Origin of the sequence: Methylorubrum thiocyanatum (genome assembly GCA_014138645.1) — a bacterium.
In the GTDB taxonomy this organism is placed as follows: Bacteria; Pseudomonadota; Alphaproteobacteria; order Rhizobiales; family Beijerinckiaceae; genus Methylobacterium; species Methylobacterium thiocyanatum.
In genome coordinates, this window is record JACJIB010000011.1 from 82470 (window position 1) to 106293 (window position 23824).

Here is a 23824-nt window from a genome sequence, read left to right on the forward strand (position 1 = left end):
GCAAGAATGTGGATTTTTGGAGAGCGCTCCGTTCGAATACGCTGCTGCGCAGAAGCCCACGCGCGAAAGCTCACGCCGGTGTGAACCGGCGATCGGCACGCAGAGTTGCCGAGAAGCGCCGCCGATCTTGCGGCGGACGGAGCCGAACCTTCGATGCCTACACCCGACCGTGCCGCTCCCGTCACCGCCGCCGACGCGACCGGCGATGCCCGCTATCCGGCCCTGTGGACCATGGCTCTGGGGGCGGCCCTTCTCGGCATCGTCGCTCTCCCGCGCCGGCCGGCTTCGTCCGCGGAGCACGCCGCCGATCAAGGGCGCCGGGGCGGTACTGCGGCGCCGGATGCGGCGCGCCAGGAATCGCCCTCCCACGAAGGCGCCGACGCTCACCGCGTCGCCCGGACCGAGCATGATCGCGGCCGGTCCGCCGACAAGCCGACCGAGGTGCCGGTGGAGGGATGGAAGGACATCCTCAAGCGGACTTACCGGGATATCGGCGAGAACCGCCTCACCCTCGTCTCGGCGGGCGTGACCTTCTTCGTCCTCCTGGCGATCTTCCCTGCGGTGGCGGCTTTGGTCTCCGTCTACGGGCTCGTGGCCGACGTCGCGACCATCAACCAGCAGATCGAGTCCCTACGCGGCATCCTTCCCTCCGGCGGCGTCGACATCCTCGCCGAGCAGGTCAAGCGATTGACGGAGAAGGGTGACACGACGCTGGGTCTGACGGCCCTGTTCGGCATCGCGCTCTCGGTCTGGAGCGCCAATGGCGGTGTGAAGCACGTCTTCGATGCGCTCAACCTCGTCTATAACGAGCGCGAGCAGCGCGGCTTCTTCAAGCTCAACCTCGTCTCCCTGGCCTTCACCGCGGGGGCGCTGCTCTTCATCGTCATCGCACTCGCCGGTATCGTCGCGGTGCCGGTGGCGATCCAGTTCCTCGGGCTGTCGAGCGACGCGTGGTGGCTGGCGCTGCTGCGCTGGCCGGCCCTCTTTGTCGTCGTCATCCTGATGCTCGCCGTGCTCTACCGCTACGGCCCGAGCCGGGACGCGCCGCGCTGGCGCTGGGTGACGCCGGGCGGCATGTTCGCCGCCTTCCTGTGGCTGGCCGGCTCGCTGCTGTTCTCGTGGTACGTCTCGAATTTCGGCAGTTACGACAAGACCTACGGTTCGCTCGGCGCCGCCATTGGCTTCATGACCTGGATCTGGCTCTCGACCACGATCGTGCTGCTCGGGGCGCAGCTCAATGCCGAACTCGAGCACCAGACCGCCAAGGACACGACGGTGGGCGCGCCGAAACCGCTCGGCGCGCGGGATGCCCGCATGGCGGACACGGTGGGGGCCGCCGCTTGAGGGCGGCCCACTCCATCAGGTCTTCGCCTTGCTCAAAGTTTCGGCGGGATCGGTATCATCCGCGCTGAATGGACCGTTGCCGTTGACCTGAAGGACGGCTAGCGCGCGCGTCGTCCAGAGCGCGTACGGCATCTTTTTTTGGGGAGGAAGACAAAGCCGCCCGCCTTCAGTTCCGCGCCCGTCGATCGGTCGATCTTCGTGCCGTGCGGGTGGAAGCCGGACCCCGACAGGATCGTCAGCGTCTCGTCCGCGGCCTATCCGGAGGGGAGGGGGGAGGTCGCGGCGCCGGCCGGCCTCAGGCCGAGCGCGGCGGCGCTCAGGCGCGCTCCGCGGGTCATCGTCGTCCTCCCACCACGCGCATCGCGGATCAGGCGGCCGGTGGTCTCCGACGTGCCGGCCGCGGCATCCGCGGCGACGAACGTAACGTAACGTCTCGGGCGGTCGCTGCCCGGGGTAGGCGGAAGCACGCAAACGAGAACGGCGAGGCTCGCGCCCCGCCGTCCCAACTCAACGCAGAATGATGATCGACGGCGCTCAGTAGGCCGTGCGGCCGTTGGCCTGATAGGCGGTGTAGCCCGCCGGGCGGCGGACCGAGCCGGTGACGATGTCGCCCGCGGCATCCACGGTGCCGCCGACCACGTTGCCCGCCGCATTCACCGTGCCGCCGACGATGGTGCCGGCCGCGCCGAGCGGGCCGCCGACGATGGTACCCGCCGTGTTGGTCACGCCGCCGACCACGTTGCTGACGCCGCCGAGGAGGCCGCCGCGCTCGCGAGCCGGCTCGATATGCGCGCCCCAGACATTGAGGGTGCCGTCACGATTGTAGCTCGCGCTGTCGGACGGAACGCCCTGAGCGAGGGTCGGAGTCGCGGCGAGACCGAGAGCGATGGTGAGAGCGGCGGTGATCTTGGTGCGGTTCGTCATGATCGATCCTTTGTCTGACTGTGCGGGCCGCTCTTCACAAGACCTGACCTGTATTCCGGTCGGGTCTGGGTGCGGACCGTCTTCGATTAACAGGATCTGGGGTTGTTGATCTCGCAGACAATACCCGTTTTGTCGCAGTGCAGCATCGATATAGTTCAGGGTAGCTGTGTTTCATGAGAAATTTCTTGCCGCGACACCGCGCGCAGGCCGAAAGTCGCAATGTCGTCAACGGGTTTCCGCACTTGCAGCATGGCAGATCTGGCTCGTGCACGAGCGCACATGCAGGCCCGTCGCGAGCGACGTGTGGCGCTTTCTGCCGCTCGATCCATTGAGGGGCCGACGCGGCCGTGGCGATCGCGCCGATCGTACGGGCCTCGCCGATCGCGAGAGAACCGGGGACCTGCGGCATTTCCCGGCGCCGGAACGATGTTCGGAGAGGGCGAAAATGCTCTATGGATCGGCTCGCCTCGCCTTGGGGCCTGTTTGCCGATGGCTGCTCGACCGATGACCGCTGAGACGCAACCGCAACCGGACAAGCCCGTCGGTGCCGACGACCGGGTGATCCTCGTCGACGGCTCGTCCTTCATCTTCCGCGCCTACTTTCAGTCGATCAATCAGGACCAGAAGTACAACACGCGGCCCTCCGACGGCCTGCCCACGGGGGCCGTGCGCCTGTTCTGCACCAAGATCGCGCAGTTCCTTCAGGACGGCGCGGCCGGCGTGAAGCCGACCCATCTCGGTATCGTCTTCGACAAGTCCGAGGGCTCGTTCCGCAAAGAGCTGTTTCCCGACTACAAGGGCCACCGCCCCGACGCGCCCGACGACCTCAAGCGCCAGATGCCGCTGATGCGCGATGCGGTGCGCGCCTTCGGCCTGCACGCGGTGGAGTTGGAGCGCTACGAGGCCGACGACCTGATCGCGACCTATGCGCGCCAAGCCGAGGCGCGGGGCGCCGAGGTCATCATCGTGTCCTCCGACAAGGACCTGATGCAGCTCGTCTCAGATCGGATCCGGTTCTACGATTTCGAATCCGGCGCCAAGGGCAAGCCCGGCTACCGGCCGGAGCGCAACCTCGACCGCGACGCGATCATCGCCAAGTGGGAGGGGCTGACCCCCGAGCAGATCGGCGATGCGCTGGCACTGATCGGCGACACCTCGGACAACGTGCCGGGCGTACCCGGCATCGGCCTGAAGACGGCCGCTGCGCTGATCAAGGAATACGGCAGCCTCGCCCAGCTCCTCGAACGGGCCGCCGAGATCAAGCAGCCCAAGCGCCGGGAGACGCTGCTGGCCAACATCGATCAGGCCAAGCTCTCGCGCCGCCTCGTGGCGCTGGAAGAGAGCGTGCCGGTGCCGGTGCCGCTCGACGAACTCGGCGTGCCGCAGCCCGACCCGCAGAAGCTCGTCGGCTTCCTGAAGGCGATGGAGTTCAATACCTTGACGCGGCGCATCGCGCAGATGCTCCACGTCGATCCCGAGGCGGTGAAGCCCGATCCGGCTTTGCTGCCGGGCGCCCAGCCCCATGCCTACACCAACGCGGCCGGCGGCAGCGATGCGGTGCCGTTCTTCGGCGACGCCGTGCCGGTCGATCCCGAGACCGCCGCCGCCCCGGAGCGGACCGACGGCGCGGCCCCGCCCGAGGCGGGGGAGGCCGATCCCTTCGCCGATCTCGACCTGCCGGATCAGGCGCCGAAGAAGAAGCGCGGTGCCTCCGAGCCGACGCCGGCCAACCTCGTCGCCGCCCGCGCGGCCGAAGCGGTCAAACCGTTCGACACCGCCGCCTACGAGACGGTCTCGACGGTGGAGCAGTTGGAAGCCTGGATCGCCGAGAGCTATGAGGCCGGCGTCATCGCGGTCGATACCGAGACCGACGCCCTCGACGCGGCCAAGGCCGGCCTCGTCGGCGTCTCGCTCGCCACGGCGCCGGGGCGGGCCGCCTACATCCCGCTTGCCCACGTGAAGCCCGAGGTGAAGGGCGGCGACCTGTTCGGCGACGGCGGTGCCGGTGCGGACGCTTCCGACAAGCAGCCCGGCCAGATCGATTTCGACACGGCCCTCAAGCTGTTGAAGCCGCTCTTGGAGGATGCCGGCACCCTCAAGGTCGGGCAGAACCTGAAATACGACCTCTCGGTGCTCCACCGCTACGGCATCGACGTGGCGCCCTTCGACGACACGATGCTGATTTCCTACGTGCTCGATGCCGGCAAGGGCGGGCACGGCATGGACGAACTGGCCCGCCGCCATCTCGGCCACCAGCCGATCACCTTCGCCGATGTTGCCGGCACCGGTCGCAACAAGGTCACCTTCGACCGCGTGGCGATCGACAAGGCCACCGCCTACGCGGCGGAGGACGCGGACGTGACCCTGCGCCTGTGGCGGATGATGAAGCCGCGTCTCGTCGCCGAGCACCGGGTGACCGTCTACGAGACCCTGGAGCGGCCGCTGGTGCCGGTGCTGGCGCGGATGGAGCGGGCCGGCATCGCCATCGACCGCAACATGCTGAGCCGCCTGTCAGGCGATTTCTCGCAGATCCTGGCCCGCCTCGAAGAGGAGATCCAAGAGGACGCGGGCGAAAAATTCCAGGTCTCGTCTCCGAAGCAGATCGGCGACGTTCTGTTCGGCAAGATGGGCCTGCCCGGCGCCAAGAAGACGCCGTCGGGCCAGTGGGCCACGCCCGCGACTTTGCTCGAAGAGCTGGCCCAGGCCGGGCACGACCTGCCGAAGAAGATCCTGAACTGGCGCCAGCTCTCCAAGCTGAAATCGACCTACACCGACTCGCTGCAGGAACATGCCGACCGCGGCACGAACCGGGTCCACACCTCGTTCGCGCTCGCCGCCACGACGACCGGCCGGCTCTCCTCCTCGGACCCGAACCTGCAGAACATCCCGATCCGCACGGAGGAGGGGAGACGCATCCGCCGCGCCTTCGTCGCGCCCGAGGGCAAGAAGCTGATCTCGGCCGATTACAGCCAGATCGAGCTGCGCCTGCTCGCCCACATCGCCGACATCCCGCAGCTGCGCGAGGCGTTCGAGCAAGGGCTCGACATTCACGCGGCCACGGCGTCCGCCATGTTCGGCGTCCCGCTCGACCAGATGACCGGCGACCTGCGGCGACGGGCCAAGACCATCAATTTCGGCATCATCTACGGCATCTCGGCCTTCGGACTCGCCGACCGCCTCGGCATCGGCCGCGAGGAGGCCTCCGCCTTCATCAAGCAGTATTTCGAGCGGTTCCCCGGTATCCGCGACTACATCGACACCACCAAGCGCTCGTGCCGCGAGAAGGGCTATGTCACGACCCTGTTCGGGCGCGTCTGCCACTATCCGCAGATCCGCTCCAACAACCCGTCCGAACGGGCGAGCGTCGAGCGCCAAGCCATCAACGCTCCGATCCAAGGCACCGCCGCCGACATCATCCGCCGTGCCATGACGCGGATGGAGGATGCGCTGGAGGCCCAAAAGCTCACCGCGCGGATGCTGCTTCAGGTGCACGATGAACTCGTGTTCGAGGTGCCTGACGACGAGGTCGAGGCGACGATTCCGGTGATCGCCCACGTGATGGAGGAGGCGCCGGCTCCGGCCCTCACGCTCAGCGTTCCGCTGGTGGTCGAGGCGCGGGCGGCGGGGAACTGGGAAGAGGCGCACTGAGCTCTTCCGATCGATCATTCCGGAGCCGCCGTCCGCCATCCCGGGGCCGCGCAGCGGAGCCCGGGATCCACCCGTGATGCGAGGCAAACGGCCACGTCGAGGCTGGTCATGGATTGCACGCCTCCGGCGCGCCCCTTCGGGTCCGGGTTCGCATGTCAGCGACCCGGAATGACGGCCGTGGGGCTGAACCGAGCGCTCGGCCGGACACCGTATGAATGCCGAGACCTTCCCGGATGCGCCGTCCCGGCAGAAGGTGAGATCGACCGGTTGTGCGTGCTTCGAGGCCGAGCTGACGCTCGGCACCTCGGCATGTGGACCGTTCCGACCGCCGAGATCGTTCGATCAGAAATCTCCGGCCGTCTTGTGCGCGAGGCGGATCGGCTCCGGCAGGCGGTATTTCGGCGAGCAAGCGAGCACCAGTTCGACCGCGCTCGGGATGTCGGCGAGGTGCCCCGGCGAGATGAACAGCGGGTGCGTGGCCGCGCGTGTGCGGACCACGGCGCCGATGGTCTCGCCGCGGTCGATCAGCGGGACATGCGCCCCCTTTTCTTCAGGGAGCGGCGCATTCACCCCGACGAGCCGGGTCTTGCCGACGCCGATGGTCGGGCGCTGCAGCCACAGGCCCATATGGCTGGCGATGCCGATGCGGCGGGGATGGGCCGTGCCCATGCCGTCGAACAGGAAGACGTCCGGCTCCGCCCGCAGGCGGCCGAACGCCTCCTCGAGAACCGGCCCCTCGCGAAAGCTCAGGAGGCCGGGAATGTAGGGGAACGGCGTCGGCCGTTCGGCAACCGCCGTCTCCACCAGCAGAAAGCCCGGAAACGTCACCACCACGACCGCGGCCCGGGAGCGCGCGTTCTTCACGCTGACATCGACGCCGGCCACCAGCCGCACGGCGGCGAGGTCGATCGGTCGATCGGCCACGACCTCATTGCGCAACTGGCGCTGAAGCGTCACCGCCTCGGCCGGCGTCAGGTCCCAGGCATGGCGCGGGTGAAGCTCCATGCCCGGCCCTCGTCAGTTGGCGAAGCGGAAATGCAGCACGTCGCCGTCCTGCACCACGTAGTCCTTGCCCTCCAACCGCAGCTTTCCGGCGTCGCGGGCGCCCGCCTCGCCGTTCAGCGCGGTGTAATCCTTGAAGGCGATGGTCTCGGCCCGGATGAAGCCCTTCTCGAAGTCGGTGTGGATCACGCCCGCCGCCGCCGGGGCGCGCGTCCCCTTGGTGATGGTCCAGGCGCGGGCCTCCTTCGGGCCGACGGTGAAGTAGGTGACGAGGCCGAGCAGGTCGTAGCCGGCGCGGATCACCCGGTTGAGGCCCGGCTCGGTCAGGCCGACGGCTTCCAGGAACTCGGTCTGGTCGGCCGGCGGCATCACCGCGATCTCGCTCTCGATCTTGGCCGAGACGACGACGGCGACCGCGCCCTCCGCCTTGGCCCGGTCGAACACCGCCTGCGACTTGGCATTGCCCTTGTCGGCGTCGCCCTCATCGACGTTGCAGACGTAGAGCACGGGCTTGGCCGTCATCAGCCCGAGCTGCTGGAACAGCCGCTCCTCCTCGGGCTTGCGCTCCACGAGCCGGGCCGGCTTGCCGTCGCGCAGGAGCGGCAGGGCGCGGTTGACGAGGTCCAGGAACTCCTTGGCCTCCTTGTCGGAGCCCTTGGCGCGCTTCTCCAGGGCGACGACGCGCTTCTCCAGGCTGTCGAGATCGGCCAGCATCAGCTCCGTCTCGATCGTCTCGATATCGGCGATCGGATCGACCTTGCCCTCGACATGGGTGACGTCCCCATCCTCGAAGCAGCGCACGACGTGGGCGATGGCATCGACCTCGCGGATGTTGGCGAGGAACTGGTTGCCGAGGCCCTCGCCTTTCGATGCGCCGCGCACGAGGCCGGCGATGTCGACGAAGGTCAGCCGCGTCGGGATGATCTCCTTCGAGGAGGCGATCTTGGCCAGCTCATCGAGGCGCGGATCGGGCACCGCCACCTCGCCGACATTCGGCTCGATGGTGCAGAACGGGTAGTTCGCGGCCTGGGCCGCGGCGGTCTGCGTCAGCGCATTGAAGAGGGTCGACTTGCCGACGTTCGGCAGGCCGACGATGCCGCATTTGAAGCCCATGGCTGGTCCTAGAGGTCCGTTGTGATCGGTCGGGAGCCGCGCCCGGAAGCCCGCTCCATCGGGGTCCGGCGGCCTCGTGTCAATTCGCGTCGCGCGCTTTCGCCTTGCCGGCCTCGGCCGGCGTCTTCACCGCGTCCCAGCCGCGGCCGGCCATGGCGAGATGCACCTTATTCTGGAAGCTCGCATCCTCGCCCGCGGCGAGCAGCGGCGCGTGGTCGGCGGTCGCGCGGCAGAGATCCTCGACCCAGGGCTCCTCCGACTTGGCGAAGTCGTTGAGGACGTAGGCATGCACCAGCGCCTTGTCGCCGGGATGCCCGATGCCGAGGCGGACCCGGCGGTAGTCGTTGCCGCACAGCGCCGTGATCGAGCGCAGGCCGTTATGGCCGGCATTGCCGCCGCCGAGCTTCACCCTGAGCTTGGCGGGCGCCAGATCGAGTTCGTCGTGCAGCACGATCACGTCGCAGAGCGGGATCTTGAAGAAGCGCTGCGCCTCGCCGACCGAGCGGCCGGATTCATTCATGAAGGTCTGGGGCTTGAGCAAGATCGCGCGCTCGGAGCCGAGCATCACCTCGGCCGCCTCGCCCTGGAAGCGGCGGCGGAACGGCGCCGCCCGGTGGACGCGGGCGATCTCGTCCACGGCCATGAAGCCGATGTTGTGGCGGTTGCGCGCGTAGCGCTGTCCAGGATTTCCCAATCCGACGATGAGCCGCATGCGTGCTCCCGATCCGATCCCCGACAAACGAAAAAATGCCCCGGCCGGACGGCCAGGGCATCGAGCGTTGCACGAAGCGGGTGCGCGCGGCACCCGCTGCGGCTTACTCCTCGGTGTCGTTCTTCTCGTTGGTGGCCTCGGCCTCGGCTTCCGCCTTCTCCTCGGCGGCCTCGGCGGACTGCGCCTCGGCGATCGCGGCTTCCTCGGCCTCGACCTCGGCGCCGAGCACCGTCGGCGGCAGGATGTTGGCGACCGTGTCGGTCGGCTCGCCGGTATAGGTGCCGGCCGGCAGGCGCAGGTCGGAGGCGTGGATCACGTCGCCGATCTCGCGGCCGGTGAGGTCGACCTCGATCGCGTCGGGGATCTGGTCGGGCGCCACGTCGAGGGACACCGTGTGCAGCGCGACGTTGAGGGTGCCGCCCTTCTGCTTGATGCCGGGGGCCTTCTCGTCGTTCACGAAGTGAACGGGAACATCGACCGTGACGGTCTGGCCGGAGACGACGCGCAGGAAGTCGACGTGCAGCGGAACGCCGGAGACCGGGTCGAGCTGGTAGTCGCGCGGGATCGCGCGGGTCTTCTTGCCGCCGACGGTGATGTCGAACAGCGTGGTCTTGAAGCCGCCGGCATAGATCAGCGTGCGGGTGCGGATGAGGTCGACGGCGATGGCTTCCGGGGCCTGGTTGCCGCCGTAGATGACAGCGGGAATCTGGCCCTGGCGACGAACGGCCCGGGCGGCCCCCTTGCCGACCCGGTCGCGTGCCACGGCCTCAAGCGTCTTGGTGGCGCTCATGGCGTGATCCTTATGTAGAAATATGGAGCCGGGCCAACGATAAAGGCCGCCCGAAGCGGACGGCCCGACCGTTCCCCAGCGCGCCCGTGCCTCCAAGGGTGTCTCAAGGGCGCGCGCTGCGCTTACACGCAACGGCGCGTCCTTGCAACGGGCGCGGCGAACGGGCTACCGACCCTGGGTCGCCATGGTGCGGCGCTGCTCGGCCTGCTTGCTGGTCTCGTCGAAGTACTTGTTGGCGTCGCCGAGCTGCACCGCGGGCTGGCAGTTCGGCGTGCAGGAATAGGATTCGCGGTCGAGGCCGCGCTGCACCGTGATGATCGAGGCCTGCGCGGCCTGTACGCTGATGGTCGATTCGGCGAGCATCGCGCCCCTGCCGTCGAGCGCGATCAGGTTGGTCGTGCCGAAGCTCTTGCCCGTCAGCACCACGACGCCGTTCTTCTGTAGGGTGATGTCGGCGATCATCGGATTGCCCACCACCACGGTCTGAGTTTTCTCCGGCAGGCGGATCACCTTGGCGTTGTCGACCTGCACCGAGACGGCCCCCTGAGGCGCGGGCTCATTCGCAAGGACAGGCGCGGCGAGCGCCACCCATGCCAGAGCGGCCGGGGCGGCACGAAGCAGAACGGGGTGAGGGCGCAGGCGGGGCATGGAAGGTCGGTCCGATCGCGCGTCGTGTCGGGCAGCGCCCGCTCGCTGAAGCCGTGCCGTGACGTGGGCACGAATCCGGAGCGGCGCTGTCTCTCGTCCGCGAAACGGAACAGGAAACTGATGAAGGAAGCGCTAACCGTGTTGGCCAGTCTGGCGATCACGGCGCCCAGGCCGTTCTTTCTCGGTCTTCTACTAACCGTTTGAGCGATCGTCGAAACGCGTCATTAACTGAGGTTGTCGAAGCACCGGTTCGAGCCTTGGTTACGCGATCGATTTAACGCAAATGCAACGCGTCGGGACTACATCTTGGCCTGTCGCCGATCGGGGCCTATACAGACTTCCGACGGTCGTCCATTCAATTCAAAGCAAGTGGAGATCATCGTGAAGAACATCGCCAAGCGCTTCATCGCTGATGAGTCCGGCGCGACTGCTATCGAATACGGCATGGTTGCTGCCATGGTGGGCGTTGCCATCGTCGGCATCTTCACCCAGTTTGGAAGCAAGCTTAAGGATGCCTTTACGACCCTCGGCACGGGTCTGAACACGCAGACCACGAAGCTCGGCACCGCGAACTGATTCTTCGGCCAGGCGACACTCTGCTGTCAGGGTGTGACGGATACCCTCCGTCACGCCCTGAAAGCGATGAGAGGATCCCGGCCCGTCGCCGCTTTCTGCTCAAGTGCAGGTTGCTGAGGGGGCCGCCATTCTGGCCACACCAAACGCTGCGCGATCTCCGGTGCATCAGCCTGTTTGGCTCGCGTAATTGGTTCAAACCAAGACTAGGCAGAGAAGGAAGACCTCCGTGTCGAGCATGGCGACCTATGTCCTCCTGTGCGTCGTCTTTCCCTTTCTCATGGCCTACGCCGCTGCCAGCGATCTGCTGACAATGCGGATTTCCAACCGCGTAACCAGTCTCGTCTCTCTCGGGTTCGTGCTCTACGCCGTCGCATCCGGCATGGCCTGGGCCGACCTGTCCCGGCACCTCGCTGCCGGAGCGCTGACACTCTTGATCACCTTCTTCTTCTTCGCGCGCGGGTGGATCGGCGGGGGCGATGCCAAGCTGGCCGCAAGTACCGCCCTATGGATCGGCCTAGGCCATCTACTGGATTATCTCCTCATGGCCTCACTGCTCGGTGGGCCTCTGACGCTGACGATCCTGTCCGCGCGCACATACCCGCTTCCGAAGCCGGTGCTGAAACTCCCCTTCGCTGTCCACCTGCACGACGCGAGGACTGGGATTCCCTACGGGATCGCACTAGCCGCCGCCGCGCTGTTGGTATTGCCGAATGCCGTCGGACTGGATCAACTCGCGTTACCTTGATCGAGGATAACGCAACGAAGTAAGGCGACGACGCGAAGAGGCCGCCACTCGCGCGGCCTTTTTTGTTTCGCCCAACTTCAGATGGACCTCTGCCGGGACAGCACTGAAAGCCGCGCGGTCACGCTCGGTTAACCCTAACTTGACGAATCCCGGGCAAGTCTCGGAACCGGACGGCGAACGAGCCGTCGCCACGGTTCCGCACCTGCCATGAAACCAGCCCGTCTCGCCGTTTTGGGGATCGCACTCGTTGCGGGCTGCGGCGCCGCCCTGCTGATGGGGGGAGAGAAGGCGCCCGAGCCGGCTCCCGTCGTGAAGGCCGAGCCCCCGCCGCCCATTCCGATGAGCGAAGTCCTCGTCGCGGCCGCCGAACTGCCCATGGGGCAGACCCTCAAGCCCGAGGACCTACGCTGGATCCCCTGGCCGGAGCAGGCGATCGCGCCCGGTCTGATCGACCGCCGCGCCGCGCCGAAGGGCCTGGAGGACGCGGTCGGCGCGATCATCCGCACCGGCTTCTCGGCCAACGAGCCGATCCGCCCCGAGCGCCTCATCAAGGCCGGCAGCGGCTTCATGTCGGCGATCCTGCCCCCCGGCATGCGGGCGGTGGCGATCACCACCGATACCCGCGGCTCGAGCTCGGCCGGTGGCTTCATCCTGCCGAACGATCACGTCGACATCATCAAGACCAGCAACGAGGGCAGCGATCAGTTCGCCGAGACGCTGCTCACCGACGTGCGTGTGCTCGCCGTCGGCCAGATCGTGCAGGACAAGAACGGCGCCAATGTCGTGACGGCGGAGACCGCCACCGTGGCCCTCACGCCGGCGCAGGCCGAGACCGTCACGCTGGCGCAGAAGGTCGGGCAGCTCTCTCTCGTCCTGCGCAGCATCCAGGATTCCGCTCGGACCGCCGCCCTCTCCGAGGAGGCGGACCTGCCGCCCGAGGGGGCCATGACCGTCGTGCGATTCGGCGTCGCCAAGCAGCAGCGCCGGTGAGGACAGGAACGATGACGACCGCTCGCCGCTTCCGCGGACCTGCCCTTCTCCTGCTCTCAGGCGCCTGTCTGGCCGTGTCCACCCTGTCCGGCCCTGCCTCAGCGCAACCCGGCCTGCCCGGAGCCTCCCCGGTCCTGACGATCGGACCGAACGAGACGGCGGTCTCCCGGAAGGTCGAACTGAGCAAGGGCCGTTCGCTGATCATCGATTTGCCCCGCGATGCCAAGGAGGTGTTCGTCGCCAATCCGGCCGTCGCCAACGCGGTCGTGCGTTCCAGCCGCAAGCTGTTCCTGATCGGCATCGACAACGGCGCCACCTCGATCTTCGTGATGGATGCCGAGGGGCGGCAGATCGCGGCGCTCGATGTCACGATCGCCCGCGACATCAACGTGCTGCGGCAATCGCTGCAGCAGAGCCTGCCCAGCGGCCGGTTCGACGTGAAGGCGGTCGGCGATTCACTCGTCCTCTCCGGCAGTGTGAACTCGGCCTCGGAAGCGCAGCAGGCGCTCGACATCGCCAACGCCTTCGTCGGCATCGCGGCCGGCGGCGGCGTCGCAACCCGCGGCACCGTCATCAACAATCTCACGATCCGCAACAAGGATCAGGTGATGATCCGCGTCACCGTGGTCGAGGTGGCGCGCACCGTTCTGAAGCAGTTCGGCATCAGCACGAGTGGCAATTGGGCCGCCCTGAACCCGCTGGGCGGCAACGTCTTCACGAACAACACCGGCTTCCCGCTGACCGGCTCCCGCTCGCCCGACGCCAACGCCATCACGGCGTCTGTCCAGACCGGCGGATTTTCCTTCCGGGCGACCTTGCGCGCGTTCGAGCAGGCCGGTGTCTCGCGCATCCTGGCCGAGCCGACGCTGACCGCGATCTCCGGTGAATCGGCGAAGTTCACCGCGGGCGGCGAGATCCCGGTGCCGCTGAGCTGCGCCGCTGCCTCGACCGTCTCGATCGGTACGTCGGTGAGCCAGGGCTGCGTCGTCGCCCTGACCTACAAGCCCTACGGCGTGAGCCTGTCGTTCACCCCGGTCGTCATGGCGGAGAACCGGATTTCGGTCCGGATCGCCACCGACGTCGTCGATCTCGATCCGCAGAACAGCTTCACCTACTACCTCAACGACCGTCCGACTCCGGTGCCCGGCACGACCCGGCGCAGCTCCGAGACCACCGTCGAACTCGCCTCCGGCGCGACGATGATGACCGCCGGCCTGATCCAGCAGAAGAACCGCGGGGCGATCTCGGGCCTTCCGGGCTTGATGAACCTGCCGATCCTCGGGGCCCTGTTCCGCTCGCGCGATTACCAGCGCGACGAGACCGAGCTGATGATCATGGTCACCCCCTACATCGCGCAGCCGATGGAAGCGCGGCAGGTGCAGAAGCCGGACGATGGCTACGTCGATGCGCCGGACGGGCAGGCGGTGCTGCTCGGACGTCTGAACAAGATCTACGGCACGGTCGGCGGCGGCACCCTCGGGCCGGCCTATCGCGGCCGGGTCGGCTTCATTGCCGACTGACCCCGTCCAGCAGGATCGAACCGCGATGTCCTCTCCCGCCCGCACCCTTCTCCGCCGCGCCCGCCCGGTCGCTGCCCTTCTTCTCGCCGCCGGGCTCGGCGCCTGTCGCGCGGATCGGGTCGAGACCACCGGCTCGACCTACCCGATCGACGTGCGCACCCGCCATCCGATCGTGCTCGCCGATGCCGACCGCAGCCTCGACGTGTTCCCCACCGGGATCGGCCATATCGATCCGCGCCAGCGCGCCGACATCGAGGCCTTCCTCGTCGAATACCGCCGCTACGGCCGCGGCATCCTCGTCGTCGAGCTGCCCCGCGGGGTGTCGCCGGGGTTGGCCGGGTCGGTGGAGCGGACCGGCGCGGGGATCCGGCGGCTCGCGGCCGAGATGGGCGTTCCGGCCGCGGGCATACGGGTCGCCAACTACCCGGTCGCCAACCCGACGCTGGCCTCGCCCCTGCGCCTCAGCTTCCAGCGGATGCAGGCCAAGGTCGCCGATAAGTGCGGGCTCTGGCCCCGGGATCTCGGCGTGAGCGACCTGCGGGCCAACTGGTCCAACGAGCCGACATGGAACCTCGGCTGCGCGACGCAGGCCAACCTCGCCGCCCAGGTCGCCGACCCGATCGACCTCGTGCGCGGCCGGCCGGAGGGCCGGATCGACACGGTCCTGCGCACCAAGGATCTCGGCCAGCTCCGCGAGGGCAAGGATCCGTCAACGCAATGGCGCCAGGATGGGCAGACCAACGTCGGCAACGACGTGAAAAGCCAATAGCCGCGCCCGCTTCGCAGGCGCCGTCCCCGAGCCCCCGTCTTCCACCGGCCGCTGCCCTCTCGGCTTAAGAACCGGAAACCTCGCATCATGCCGGATACCCACGAGGCCTCAGAGCGGACCATCGCCCCGGTGCCGCGCATCACGATCCAGGCCTTCTGCGAGACGCCGGAGACCGCCGCGATGATCGAGGACATCGCCTCCGATCGCCGGATGCAGAAGGCGCATGTCAAGGTGCAGATGGGCGGGGGCGCCGCCGCCCTCGAAGCCTACCGGCACGCGCCGACGCCCAACGTCATCCTCCTCGAGTTTCTGGGCCTCAAATCGCGGCCGCTCGAATGCCTCGACCAACTGGCCGAGGTCTGCGACGAGGGCACCAAGGTGCTCGTCGTCGGACACGTCAACGACGTGCTGCTCTACCGGCAGTTCATCCAACGGGGGGTGAGCGAGTACCTGATGGCGCCGGTCGAGCCGGTGGACATGATTGCTGCGATCTCCGAGCTGTTCACCGCGCCGGGCGCGAAGCCGGTGGGGCGCACCGTCGCCGTCTACGGCGCGCGCGGCGGCGTCGGCAGCTCGACGATCGCCCATAACCTGGCCTGGACCGTCGCCCGCGAGCACGGCACCGCCACGGTGATCGTCGACCTCGATGTCGCCTTCGGCACGGCCGGTCTCAACTTCAACCAGGACCCGCCCCAGGGCATCGCCGAGGCGGTATTCGCGCCCGAGCGCCTCGACGCCAACCTGCTCGACCGCCTGCTGTCGAAATGCGCCGACAATCTGAGCCTGCTCTCGGCGCCCGCCACCCTCGACCGCACCGTCGACCTCACCGAACCCGCCTTCGACACCCTCACCGATCTCCTGCGGGCGGCCGTGCCCTGCATCGTCCTCGACGTGCCGCATCAATGGTCGGCCTGGACCCGCCGGGTCCTGGTCAGCGCCGACGAGATCCTCATCGTCGCTCCCCCCGATCTCGCGGGGTTGCGCAACGTCAAGAATCTGGTCGCGCTCCTGCACCAGCAGCGTCCCAACGACGCGCGGGCGCGGATCGTTCTCAACGGTGTCGGCGTGCCGAAGCGGCCGGAGATCGCCGCGGCCGAGTTCGCCAAGGCGCTCGACCTGCCGCTCCAGGCGATCCTTCCCTTCGAGCCGGCCCTGTTCGGCACCGCGGCCAATAACGGCCAGATGATCGCCGAGATACAGGCCGGCTCCAAGCCCGCCGAGATCTTCTCCGATCTCGCCGCGGCGGTGACCGGACGGGCCGAGATCCGCCGTGCCCGGGCCAACCTGCTGGAACCGTTGCTGGCCCGCCTGACCCGCAAGAAGGCGTCCTGACGGTGTCCTGCGCTCTCTCCCCTCAAGAAAGCTGAAGGCGCGGCGCCATGTTCGGTCGACGCTCCAACGCCGCATCGGCTCCTGCGCCCGCTGCCTCCGCAGCCGGGGCGGCCAAGGTCGTCCCGCCGGTCCTCCAGCAGGAGGCCGTGCGTGCGCGCCCCGAACCGTCGCCGGTTCCGGCGCCGCAGGCACCGCAGGCGCCTCTGCCGAAATCCGAGGACTACTTCCGCACGAAGAGCATGATCTTCGGCGCGCTGATCGAGGCCATCGATCTCGCTCAGCTCGCTCGGCTCGAAGGCGAGGCGGCGCGGGAGGAGATCCGCGACATCGTCTCGGAGATCATCGGCCTCAAGAACATCGTGCTGTCGATCGCCGAGCAGGAGGAACTGCTCGACGACATCTGCAACGACGTGCTCGGCTACGGTCCGTTGGAGCCGCTGCTCGCCCGCGACGACATCGCCGACGTGATGGTGAACGGCGCCGACCGGACCTTCATCGAGGTCGCCGGCAAGATCCAGCTCACCTCGGTGCGCTTCCGCGACAACCAACAGCTGATGAACATCTGCCAGCGGATCGTCAGCCAAGTGGGGCGCCGCGTGGACGAGGCCTCGCCGATCTGCGACGCACGCCTGCCCGACGGCTCCCGCGTCAACGTCATCGCCCCGCCGCTCGCCATCGACGGGCCGGCGCTGACCATCCGCAAGTTCAAGAAGGACAAGCTTACCCTCGACCAGCTCGTGCGCTTCGGAGCGATCTCGCCGGAGGGCGCGAAGATCCTGCAGATCATCGGCAAGGTCCGCTGCAACGTGGTGATCTCGGGCGGCACCGGCTCGGGCAAGACGACCCTGCTCAACTGCCTCACCGCCTTCATCGAGCACGATGAGCGCGTCATCACCTGTGAGGACGCCGCCGAGCTCCAGCTCCAGCAGCCGCACGTGGTGCGCCTCGAGACCCGGCCCCCGAACTTGGAGGGGCAGGGGCAGGTCACCATGCGCGACCTCGTCAAGAACTGCCTGCGCATGCGGCCCGAGCGCATCATCGTCGGCGAGGTGCGCGGACCGGAAGCCTTCGACCTGCTGCAGGCGATGAACACCGGCCACGACGGTTCGATGGGGACGCTGCACGCCAACTCCCCGCGCGAATGCCTCGCGCGTATCGAGTCGATGATCACCATGGGCGGCTTCTCGCTGCCCTCGCGGACCCTGCGCGAGATGATCACCGGCTCGGTCGACGTGATCATCCAGGCGATGCGCATGCGCGACGGTTCGCGGCGCATCACCCACATCACCGAGGTGATGGGGATGGAGGGCGACGTCATCATCACCCAGGACCTGTTCGTCTACGATGTGCTCGGCGAGGACGCCAACGGGCGCCTGATCGGCCGTCACCGCTCCACCGGGATCGGCCGCCCGCGCTTCTGGGAGCGGGCCCGCTATTACGGCGAGGAGCGGGCGCTGGCCGCCGCCATCGACGCCGCCGCCGACAAGATGGAGGAGGCCCTGTGAGCGCGCTCAACGCGCCCCTCGCGGCCGGACTCGTGGCGGTCGCCTCTGGAGCGCTCGCCTACGTGTTCCTGATGCCGCTCCTGTCGGGCGAGCGGCGGGCCGAGCAGCGCCGAAAGGCGCTGGGCCAGTCGCGCGCCGTGCTTGCCGAGCGCGGTGCGGCCGCCAACCGCCGCGAGCAGGTCGCCAAGAGCCTCAAGGAGCTGGAGGCCAAGAAGGACAAGACCAAGGTCACCCTTGAACTGCGCATCGCCCGCGCCGGACTCGACTGGAGCCGCAGGAAATATCAGGTCGTCTCCGCGGTTACCGCCGTCGGCGTCGCGCTCGCGGCCTTCCTCGTCTCTCATAACGTGATCGTGGCCCTGCTCGGCCTGTTCGCGGGCGGGTTCGGCCTGCCCGCCTGGATGCTCAAGTGGCGGCAGAAGCGGCGCGTCGCGGCCTTCGTCGAAGAGCTGCCCAACGCGATGGATGTGGTGGTGCGTGGCCTGCGCTCCGGCATCCCGCTGGGCGATTGCCTCCGCATGATCTCCCGCGAGGCGAAGGAGCCCCTGCGCAGCGAGTTCCGCGTTGCGATGGAGGCGCAGGCCATGGGCCTGCCGATGTCGGATGCGATCCTGCGCATGTACGAGCGGGTGCCCGTGACCGAGGTGAACTTCTTCTCGATCGTGATCGGCATCCAGCAGAAGGCCGGCGGCAACCTGTCCGAGGCGCTCAGCAACCTGTCGCGGGTGCTGCGCGAGCGCAAGAAGATGGCCGGCAAGATCCAGGCGATGAGCATGGAAGCGAAGGCTTCGGCGGGCATCATCGGTGCCTTGCCGTTCCTCATCGGCGGCGGAACCTACCTGTCGAGCCCGGATTACACGTCGCTTCTGTGGACGACCTCGGTCGGCAAGATTGCGCTGGTGATATCGGGGCTGTGGATGCTGGCGGGCGTCCTGGTGATGAAGAAAATGATCAGTTTCGACGTTTGATCCGGCGGCCGGTCGGTCGTCCCTCGCGACCGGCAGAGAGCGATCGGAGATCGGCTGAGACGTCGCCTTGTCCAACGGTCGCCGGCTTGTGCGAGCGGACGGCGCGGACGGGAATCGGGCGTCCTGGGCCGAGGGGACATGTCGATGGGGGCGGAGCGGCGCGAGTCGTGCCGCGAGAGACGGGCTGGACTGGACTGAGATGCTGGATGAGTTCGTCGCCATCGCTTTGGCTCCGCGCACCGTCGCCGCGGTGCTGACCGGCATCGCTGCGGCCGCCACGGTCTTCACCCTGGTGCAGCCTCTGCTTGAGGGTGACCAGCTCGCCAAGCGGATGAAGCTCGTCAGCGATGAGCGCGAGCAGATCCGTCAGCGCGAGCGAGAGCGGCTCAACAGCCGCGCGAGCCTGCGCGTCGAGCCCAAAGCCTACATGAAGCGGGTCGTCGAGCAGTTCAATCTCAGCCGCTGGCTCGGCACCGAGACCGCCAAAGCGAAGCTGGTCCGCGCGGGGTATCGCGGCGGTGGCGCGGAGACCGCTTTTCTGTTCTTCCGCCTCGTGATGCCGATCGCCGTCACAGCGGTAGCCTTGTTCTACCTGTTCCTGCTGGAAGTGCTCGACCAGCCCCTCATGGTCCGGGCCGGCCTCGTCCTGGCCGCCGGCTTCTTCGGCTTCAAACTGCCGGAGGTGTACCTGTCGAACATGACCACCAAGCGGCAGGCGGAGATCCGCCGCGCTTGGCCCGACGCCCTCGACCTGTGCCTGATCTGCGTCGAGTCCGGTATGTCGGTCGAGAACGCCTTCCGGCGGGTCAGCCTGGAAATCGCGAGCCAGTCGACCGTGCTCGCCGAGGAACTGGCGCTCCTGACGGCCGAGCTGTCCTTCCTGCCCGAGCGGCGCGTGGCCTATGAGAATCTTGCCCTGCGCACGGGCCTCGAGAGCGTCAAATCGCTCACGACGGCGCTGATGCAGGCCGAGCGCTACGGCACGCCGGTGGGGCAGGCTCTGCGCGTGCTGGCGCAGGAGAGCCGGGACTTCCGCATGACCGAGGCCGAGAAGAAGGCGGCCGCCCTCCCGCCGAAGCTGACCGTGCCGATGATCCTGTTCTTCCTGCCGGTGCTGTTCGTGGTGCTCCTGACGCCCGCCGGCATCCAGGCCTACGCGCTGATGCAGTGAGTCTTCGTCGGCGTCGCGGGTCGGCGTCGCACGCACGGGCCGGGCGCATCCCCGGATGCGCTCCGCCGTTCGATGCTGTAGCCACGCGCGGATCTCCACCGCGACGGGGCACCTATGGCTCTGCTTTCCCTCGATGACCTCGCTCCCGGCCAGGAATACACGGCCGGTCCGCTCACGGTGACCCGGGACGAACTCGTCGCCTTCGCCCGCCGGTACGATCCCCAGCCCTTCCACCTCGACGAGGAGGCCGCGAAGCGGACCTTCGTCGGCACGCTAATCGGGTCGGGCTGGCAGACGGCGGCTCTCGGAATGCGCCTGTTCGCGCAGGCGCTGATCACGCACTCGACCTCGATGGGGTCTCCCGGCATCACCGCCCTGCGCTGGCTGCGGCCCGTGCGGCCGGGGGACACTCTGAGCGCCGTCATCCGCGTCGAGGAGGTCCGCCCCTCCTCCTCGAAGCCTGACCGCGGCATGGCGCGGCTGGCGATGACGCTGACGAACGGACGGGGTGAGGCGGTGATGACCCAGGCCTTCGCCGTCCTGTTCGCCCGCGCCGGCGCCGTGCCGGCCCCGCGCCCGGTCGAGCTGGCGGCTGAAACCGGCCCCGTGCCGGAGCCCGACGACGCGATCCCGCTGCCCTACCTCGCGCAAGCCGAGCTTGGCGCCATCCGCGATCTCGGCGCCTACCGCTTCGAGGCGGACGACATCGTCGCCTTCGCCCGCGCCTACGACCCGCAGGTCTTCCACCTCGATGCCGAGGCGGCGCGGGCGACGCATTTCGGCGCGCTCTGCGCCTCGGGCTGGCAGACTGCTTCCGTGTGGATGAAGCGGCTCAATGCGACCTTCGCCCGCGACATCGCCTTCACCGCGCGCTCCGGCCCGGTGCCGCAACTCGGCCCCTCGCCGGGCTTCAAGGATCTGAAATGGCTGCGGCCGGTCTATGCCGGCGATACGATCCGCTACGCCAGCACGCTGATCGACCGGCGCGCCTCCGCCTCGCGCCCCGGCTGGGGCATCGCCACGCACCACAACACCGCGCAGAACCAGCGCGGCGAGCCGGTCTTCGAATTCACCGGCACGGTGTTCTGGCAGTGGGAGCCATCGGCGGCATGAGCCCTCCCTCCGCCCGCCGGATCCTGGTCGCGAGCTTCGTCGGCACCGCGATCGAGTTCTACGACTTCTATATCTACGCCACCGCCGCCGCCCTGGTGATCGGCCCGATCTTCTTTCCCCAGGGCGAGCCCGGGGTGCAGACGCTTCAGGCGTTCGCGACCTTCGCCATCGCCTTCCTGGCGCGGCCGGTCGGGGCGGCGGCCTTCGGGCATTTCGGCGACCGGATCGGGCGCAAGGCGACGCTGGTCGCCTCGCTGATGATCATGGGCGCCTCCACCGTCCTGATCGGCTGCCTGCCGGGTTATGCCAGCATCGGCTGGTGGGCACCGGCCCTGCTCTGCCTGCTGCGGTTCGGCCAGGGCGTCGGCTTCGGCGGGGAATGGGGCGGGGCGGCGCTGCTCGCGGTCGAGAATGCGCCGCCGGGTCGCCGCGCCCTCTACGGCATCTTCCCGCAGCTCGGCGCGCCGATCGGCTTCATCGCCGCCAACCTCCTGTTCCTCGGGCTCAGCGTCTCCCTGACGCCGGCGGATTTCGAGTCCTGGGGCTGGCGGCTGCCCTTCCTCGCCTCTGCGGCCCTGGTCGGCGTCGGGCTCTATGTCCGCCTCAAGCTCACCGAGACGCCGGCCTTCCGCGCGGCGCTGGAACAGGCGGCGCCCGAGCGGGTGCCGCTCGCCACGATCTTCTCCGCGCATCGGCGCGCCACCCTGCTCGGCACGCTGGCGATGGTGGCGGCCTACGCCGTCTTCTATCTCTCGACCGTCTTCGCGCTGAGCTACGGCACCGGAACGCTCGGCTACCCGCGAAAGACCTTCCTGCTGTTCGAGTGCGTGGCGATCCTGTTCATGGCGCTGGCGATCCCGCTCTCGGGCTGGGCCGCCGACCGGTTCGGGCGCAAGCCGGTGATGGTCTCGGGCCTTCTCGTCACCGCCACGCTCGGGGCCGTGCTCGGGCCGATGCTCGGCAGCGGCGAGCCCGCCCTTGTTCTCGGCTTCCTCTGTCTCGCGCTGTTCGCCATGGGCTGGATCTTCGGGCCGATGGGGGCGCTGCTGCCGGAGCTATTCCCGACCCGGGTGCGCTACACGGGCGCCTCCGTCACCTACAATCTCGCCGGCATCGTCGGCGCCTCCGGCGCGCCCTTCGCCGCGCAGTGGCTCGCGGATCGGGGCGGCATCGGCTTCGTCGGGCTCTACCTCGCCGCCGCGGCGGGGATCAGCCTCGCGGCCATCCTCGCCATGCCGGAGACCGGACGGGACGCCTGAGGCCCGCCGTCGGCGGCGCGCGAAACGATTGCGCGCGATTTATATTGTGCGCAATCGAAATGTCGGTTATGCCCGTTCCAAGCCGAACGGATCGGCTCGACCGAAACCGAGCACGAGGACGTATCCCATGACCGTCGATGTGAAGTACCGCACCACCGCCTCCGCCACGGGCGGTCGCGACGGCTCCGCCCGCACCGAGGACGGCAGCTTCCAGGTCCAGCTCTCGACTCCGAAGGAACTCGGCGGCGCGGGCGGTTCCGGCGCCAATCCCGAGCAGCTCTTCGCCGCGGGCTACTCGGCCTGCTTCATCGGCGCCCTGAAGGTCGCCGGCGGTCAGCTCAAGCTGAAGGTTCCGGCCGACGCCACCGTCACCGCGACCGTCGGCATCGGCCCGCGCTCAGAGGGCGGCTTCGGCATCACCGCCGACCTCAAGGTCAGCCTGCCGGGTCTCGAACGGGCCGACGCCGAGCGCCTCGTCGAGGCGGCCCACCAGATCTGCCCGTATTCGAATGCGACGCGCGGCAATGTCGATGTCGGGCTGACGCTGGCCTGAGCTGCCCCTTTCGATCCTATGAACCCCTCATCCTGAGGCGCCGCTTCGCTGCGCATCTCAGGACGAGGGAGAGATGGGGAGGTTACGGTCCCTCGATCGTCCGCTTCTGCACCCCGCCCTTGGCCATCACCGGCTTCTTCGCGCTGAGGATGCGGGAATTCACGCCCGTCCAGCCGATCTCGCCGGAGAGCCGGCCGTACTCGATCTTCGGGCAGCGGTTCATGATCACCGTCACGCCCGCTTCTTCCGCCCGCGCGGCTGCCGCGTCGTCGCGCACGCCGAGCTGCATCCAGATCACCTTCGGCGGTACCGGCAGCGCCAGCGCCTCATCGACCAGCGGCCCCGCCGCGGCGGAGTTGCGGAAGATCTCGACCATGTCGACCGGCCCGGTCAGCTCGGAGAGCCGGGCGATGACCGGACGGCCGAGCAGGCTCTGGCCCGCCAGCCCCGGATTGACCGGCGTCACCGTATAGCCGCGCTCGGAGAGATACTTGAAGACGATGTAGCTCGGCCGCGCCGGGTTGGCCGAGGCGCCGACCAGGGCGATGGAGTGCGTCGCCTTGAGGACGGCGCGGATCTGCGCATCGGGATAGCGGTCGTGCCGGGTGGCGATGCCGTCCGGTGCGTTGTCGATCGTCGGGATCATGCCGCCCTTGTCCGCCATGCGCGGGCATGCTGCAAGGCTTGGGCATGAGCGAGACCGTGATGAGCCTGGAGGAGACCGCCGCCTTCCTCGAGCGGGATTTTCCGCAGATGAACGCGGGCGGGCGCCACTTCCATCTGGAGGCGGTGGGGCCGCTCTCCGCGCGGATGCGCCTCGACTATCACGAGCGCCACCTGCGTCCCGGCGGCACGGTCTCCGGCCCGTCGATGATGGCGCTGGCCGATTACGCGCTCTACGCGGCGATCCTCGCGAATATCGGCCCGGTGGCGCTTGCCGTGACGACGAGCCTGAACGTCAACTTCCTGCGCCGGCCCGGCCCCGCTGCCCTCGTTGCCGAGTGCCGCCTCATGAAGCTCGGGCGGCGTCTCGCGGTGGGCGAGGTCGCGATCCGGTCCGCCGGCGCCGAGGCGCTCGTCGCCCACGCCACCGGCACCTACTCGATCCCGCCGGAGCGGTGAGGCCGCGCGCTTGCGCGGCG

The 23824-nt window shown here is 68.4% G+C and carries 22 protein-coding genes; 15 read left to right on the plus strand and 7 right to left on the minus strand.

Annotation, left to right across the window (positions count from 1 at the left end; all coding sequences use genetic code 11):
• Positions 1 to 153: 153 nt before the first annotated feature.
• Positions 154 to 1344: a YihY/virulence factor BrkB family protein gene (locus HNR51_RS24280; protein ID WP_182556650.1), complete on the plus strand. Its 1191-nt coding sequence runs from the start codon at positions 154 to 156 to the stop codon at positions 1342 to 1344.
• Between the two features lie 534 nt (positions 1345 to 1878).
• On the opposite strand, the gene HNR51_RS24285 is transcribed toward HNR51_RS24280, so the two are convergent.
• Positions 1879 to 2268 (minus strand): hypothetical protein, encoded by a 390-nt coding sequence (locus HNR51_RS24285; protein ID WP_182556651.1) that lies wholly within the window; start codon positions 2266 to 2268, stop codon positions 1879 to 1881.
• Between the two features lie 504 nt (positions 2269 to 2772).
• Between HNR51_RS24285 and polA the strand changes: the two genes are divergently transcribed.
• Complete coding sequence (polA, locus tag HNR51_RS24290) at positions 2773 to 5916, plus strand: DNA polymerase I (protein WP_182556652.1); 3144 nt, start codon at positions 2773 to 2775, stop codon at positions 5914 to 5916.
• A gap of 342 nt (positions 5917 to 6258) precedes the next feature.
• Here polA and nfi read toward each other — a convergent pair whose 3' ends face one another.
• The 5 genes from nfi to HNR51_RS24315 all read right to left on the minus strand — a co-directional run bounded on the left by nfi (position 6259) and on the right by HNR51_RS24315 (position 10181).
• Complete coding sequence (gene nfi / locus HNR51_RS24295; RefSeq protein ID WP_182556653.1) at positions 6259 to 6921, minus strand: deoxyribonuclease V; 663 nt, start codon at positions 6919 to 6921, stop codon at positions 6259 to 6261.
• Positions 6922 to 6933: 12 nt separating this feature from the next.
• Positions 6934 to 8031, minus strand: a complete 1098-nt coding sequence (gene ychF / locus HNR51_RS24300) for a redox-regulated ATPase YchF (protein WP_012454294.1) — start codon at positions 8029 to 8031, stop codon at positions 6934 to 6936.
• A 79-nt stretch (positions 8032 to 8110) separates the two neighbouring features.
• Positions 8111 to 8743, minus strand: coding sequence for an aminoacyl-tRNA hydrolase (pth, locus tag HNR51_RS24305; protein WP_152277112.1), 633 nt, complete (start codon positions 8741 to 8743; stop codon positions 8111 to 8113).
• 103 nt (positions 8744 to 8846) lie between these two features.
• The gene (locus HNR51_RS24310; RefSeq protein WP_012454296.1) at positions 8847 to 9533 is read right to left on the minus strand and encodes a 50S ribosomal protein L25/general stress protein Ctc; all 687 of its coding nucleotides are present in this window, start codon (positions 9531 to 9533) and stop codon (positions 8847 to 8849) included.
• Between the two features lie 165 nt (positions 9534 to 9698).
• Entirely contained in the window at positions 9699 to 10181 is a 483-nt protein-coding gene (locus tag HNR51_RS24315) for a pilus assembly protein N-terminal domain-containing protein (RefSeq protein ID WP_141951494.1), read from the minus strand.
• A gap of 381 nt (positions 10182 to 10562) precedes the next feature.
• On the opposite strand from HNR51_RS24315, the gene HNR51_RS24320 reads away from it, so the two are divergent.
• From HNR51_RS24320 to HNR51_RS24375, 12 genes are all read left to right on the plus strand, one after another.
• On the plus strand, positions 10563 to 10757 hold the full coding sequence (locus tag HNR51_RS24320) for a Flp family type IVb pilin (protein WP_012454298.1): 195 nt from the start codon (positions 10563 to 10565) through the stop codon (positions 10755 to 10757).
• A gap of 235 nt (positions 10758 to 10992) precedes the next feature.
• Positions 10993 to 11502, plus strand: coding sequence for an A24 family peptidase (locus HNR51_RS24325; RefSeq protein WP_041371337.1), 510 nt, complete (start codon positions 10993 to 10995; stop codon positions 11500 to 11502).
• 207 nt (positions 11503 to 11709) lie between these two features.
• Positions 11710 to 12492 (plus strand): Flp pilus assembly protein CpaB, encoded by a 783-nt coding sequence (gene cpaB, locus HNR51_RS24330; RefSeq protein ID WP_182556655.1) that lies wholly within the window; start codon positions 11710 to 11712, stop codon positions 12490 to 12492.
• 11 nt (positions 12493 to 12503) lie between these two features.
• Entirely contained in the window at positions 12504 to 14012 is a 1509-nt protein-coding gene (locus tag HNR51_RS24335) for a type II and III secretion system protein family protein (protein ID WP_141951498.1), read from the plus strand.
• Between the two features lie 25 nt (positions 14013 to 14037).
• The gene (locus HNR51_RS24340) at positions 14038 to 14781 is read left to right on the plus strand and encodes a CpaD family pilus assembly protein (protein WP_152277117.1); all 744 of its coding nucleotides are present in this window, start codon (positions 14038 to 14040) and stop codon (positions 14779 to 14781) included.
• A gap of 87 nt (positions 14782 to 14868) precedes the next feature.
• Positions 14869 to 16113, plus strand: a complete 1245-nt coding sequence (locus tag HNR51_RS24345) for a CpaE/TadZ family protein (RefSeq protein WP_182556656.1) — start codon at positions 14869 to 14871, stop codon at positions 16111 to 16113.
• Positions 16114 to 16160: 47 nt separating this feature from the next.
• On the plus strand, positions 16161 to 17618 hold the full coding sequence (locus HNR51_RS24350) for a TadA family conjugal transfer-associated ATPase (RefSeq protein WP_182556657.1): 1458 nt from the start codon (positions 16161 to 16163) through the stop codon (positions 17616 to 17618).
• Positions 17615 to 18586 carry a type II secretion system F family protein gene (locus HNR51_RS24355; RefSeq protein ID WP_182556658.1) on the plus strand — a complete coding sequence of 324 codons (972 nt, stop codon included), beginning with the start codon at positions 17615 to 17617 and terminating at the stop codon, positions 18584 to 18586. Before HNR51_RS24350 ends, HNR51_RS24355 begins: the two co-directional genes overlap by 4 nt.
• Before the next feature lie 199 nt (positions 18587 to 18785).
• Entirely contained in the window at positions 18786 to 19757 is a 972-nt protein-coding gene (locus HNR51_RS24360) for a type II secretion system F family protein (protein WP_012454306.1), read from the plus strand.
• Positions 19758 to 19871: 114 nt separating this feature from the next.
• Positions 19872 to 20870: a MaoC family dehydratase gene (locus tag HNR51_RS24365; RefSeq protein WP_182556659.1), complete on the plus strand. Its 999-nt coding sequence runs from the start codon at positions 19872 to 19874 to the stop codon at positions 20868 to 20870.
• On the plus strand, positions 20867 to 22129 hold the full coding sequence (locus tag HNR51_RS24370; RefSeq protein ID WP_182556660.1) for an MFS transporter: 1263 nt from the start codon (positions 20867 to 20869) through the stop codon (positions 22127 to 22129). Before HNR51_RS24365 ends, HNR51_RS24370 begins: the two co-directional genes overlap by 4 nt.
• Positions 22130 to 22256: 127 nt before the next feature.
• On the plus strand, positions 22257 to 22682 hold the full coding sequence (locus tag HNR51_RS24375) for an organic hydroperoxide resistance protein (protein ID WP_182556661.1): 426 nt from the start codon (positions 22257 to 22259) through the stop codon (positions 22680 to 22682).
• Between the two features lie 82 nt (positions 22683 to 22764).
• On the opposite strand, the gene HNR51_RS24380 is transcribed toward HNR51_RS24375, so the two are convergent.
• Positions 22765 to 23328, minus strand: a complete 564-nt coding sequence (locus HNR51_RS24380) for a CoA-binding protein (RefSeq protein ID WP_182556662.1) — start codon at positions 23326 to 23328, stop codon at positions 22765 to 22767.
• Between the two features lie 44 nt (positions 23329 to 23372).
• Between HNR51_RS24380 and HNR51_RS24385 the strand changes: the two genes are divergently transcribed.
• Positions 23373 to 23804 carry a PaaI family thioesterase gene (locus HNR51_RS24385; RefSeq protein ID WP_152277124.1) on the plus strand — a complete coding sequence of 144 codons (432 nt, stop codon included), beginning with the start codon at positions 23373 to 23375 and terminating at the stop codon, positions 23802 to 23804.
• Positions 23805 to 23824 lie beyond the last annotated feature (20 nt).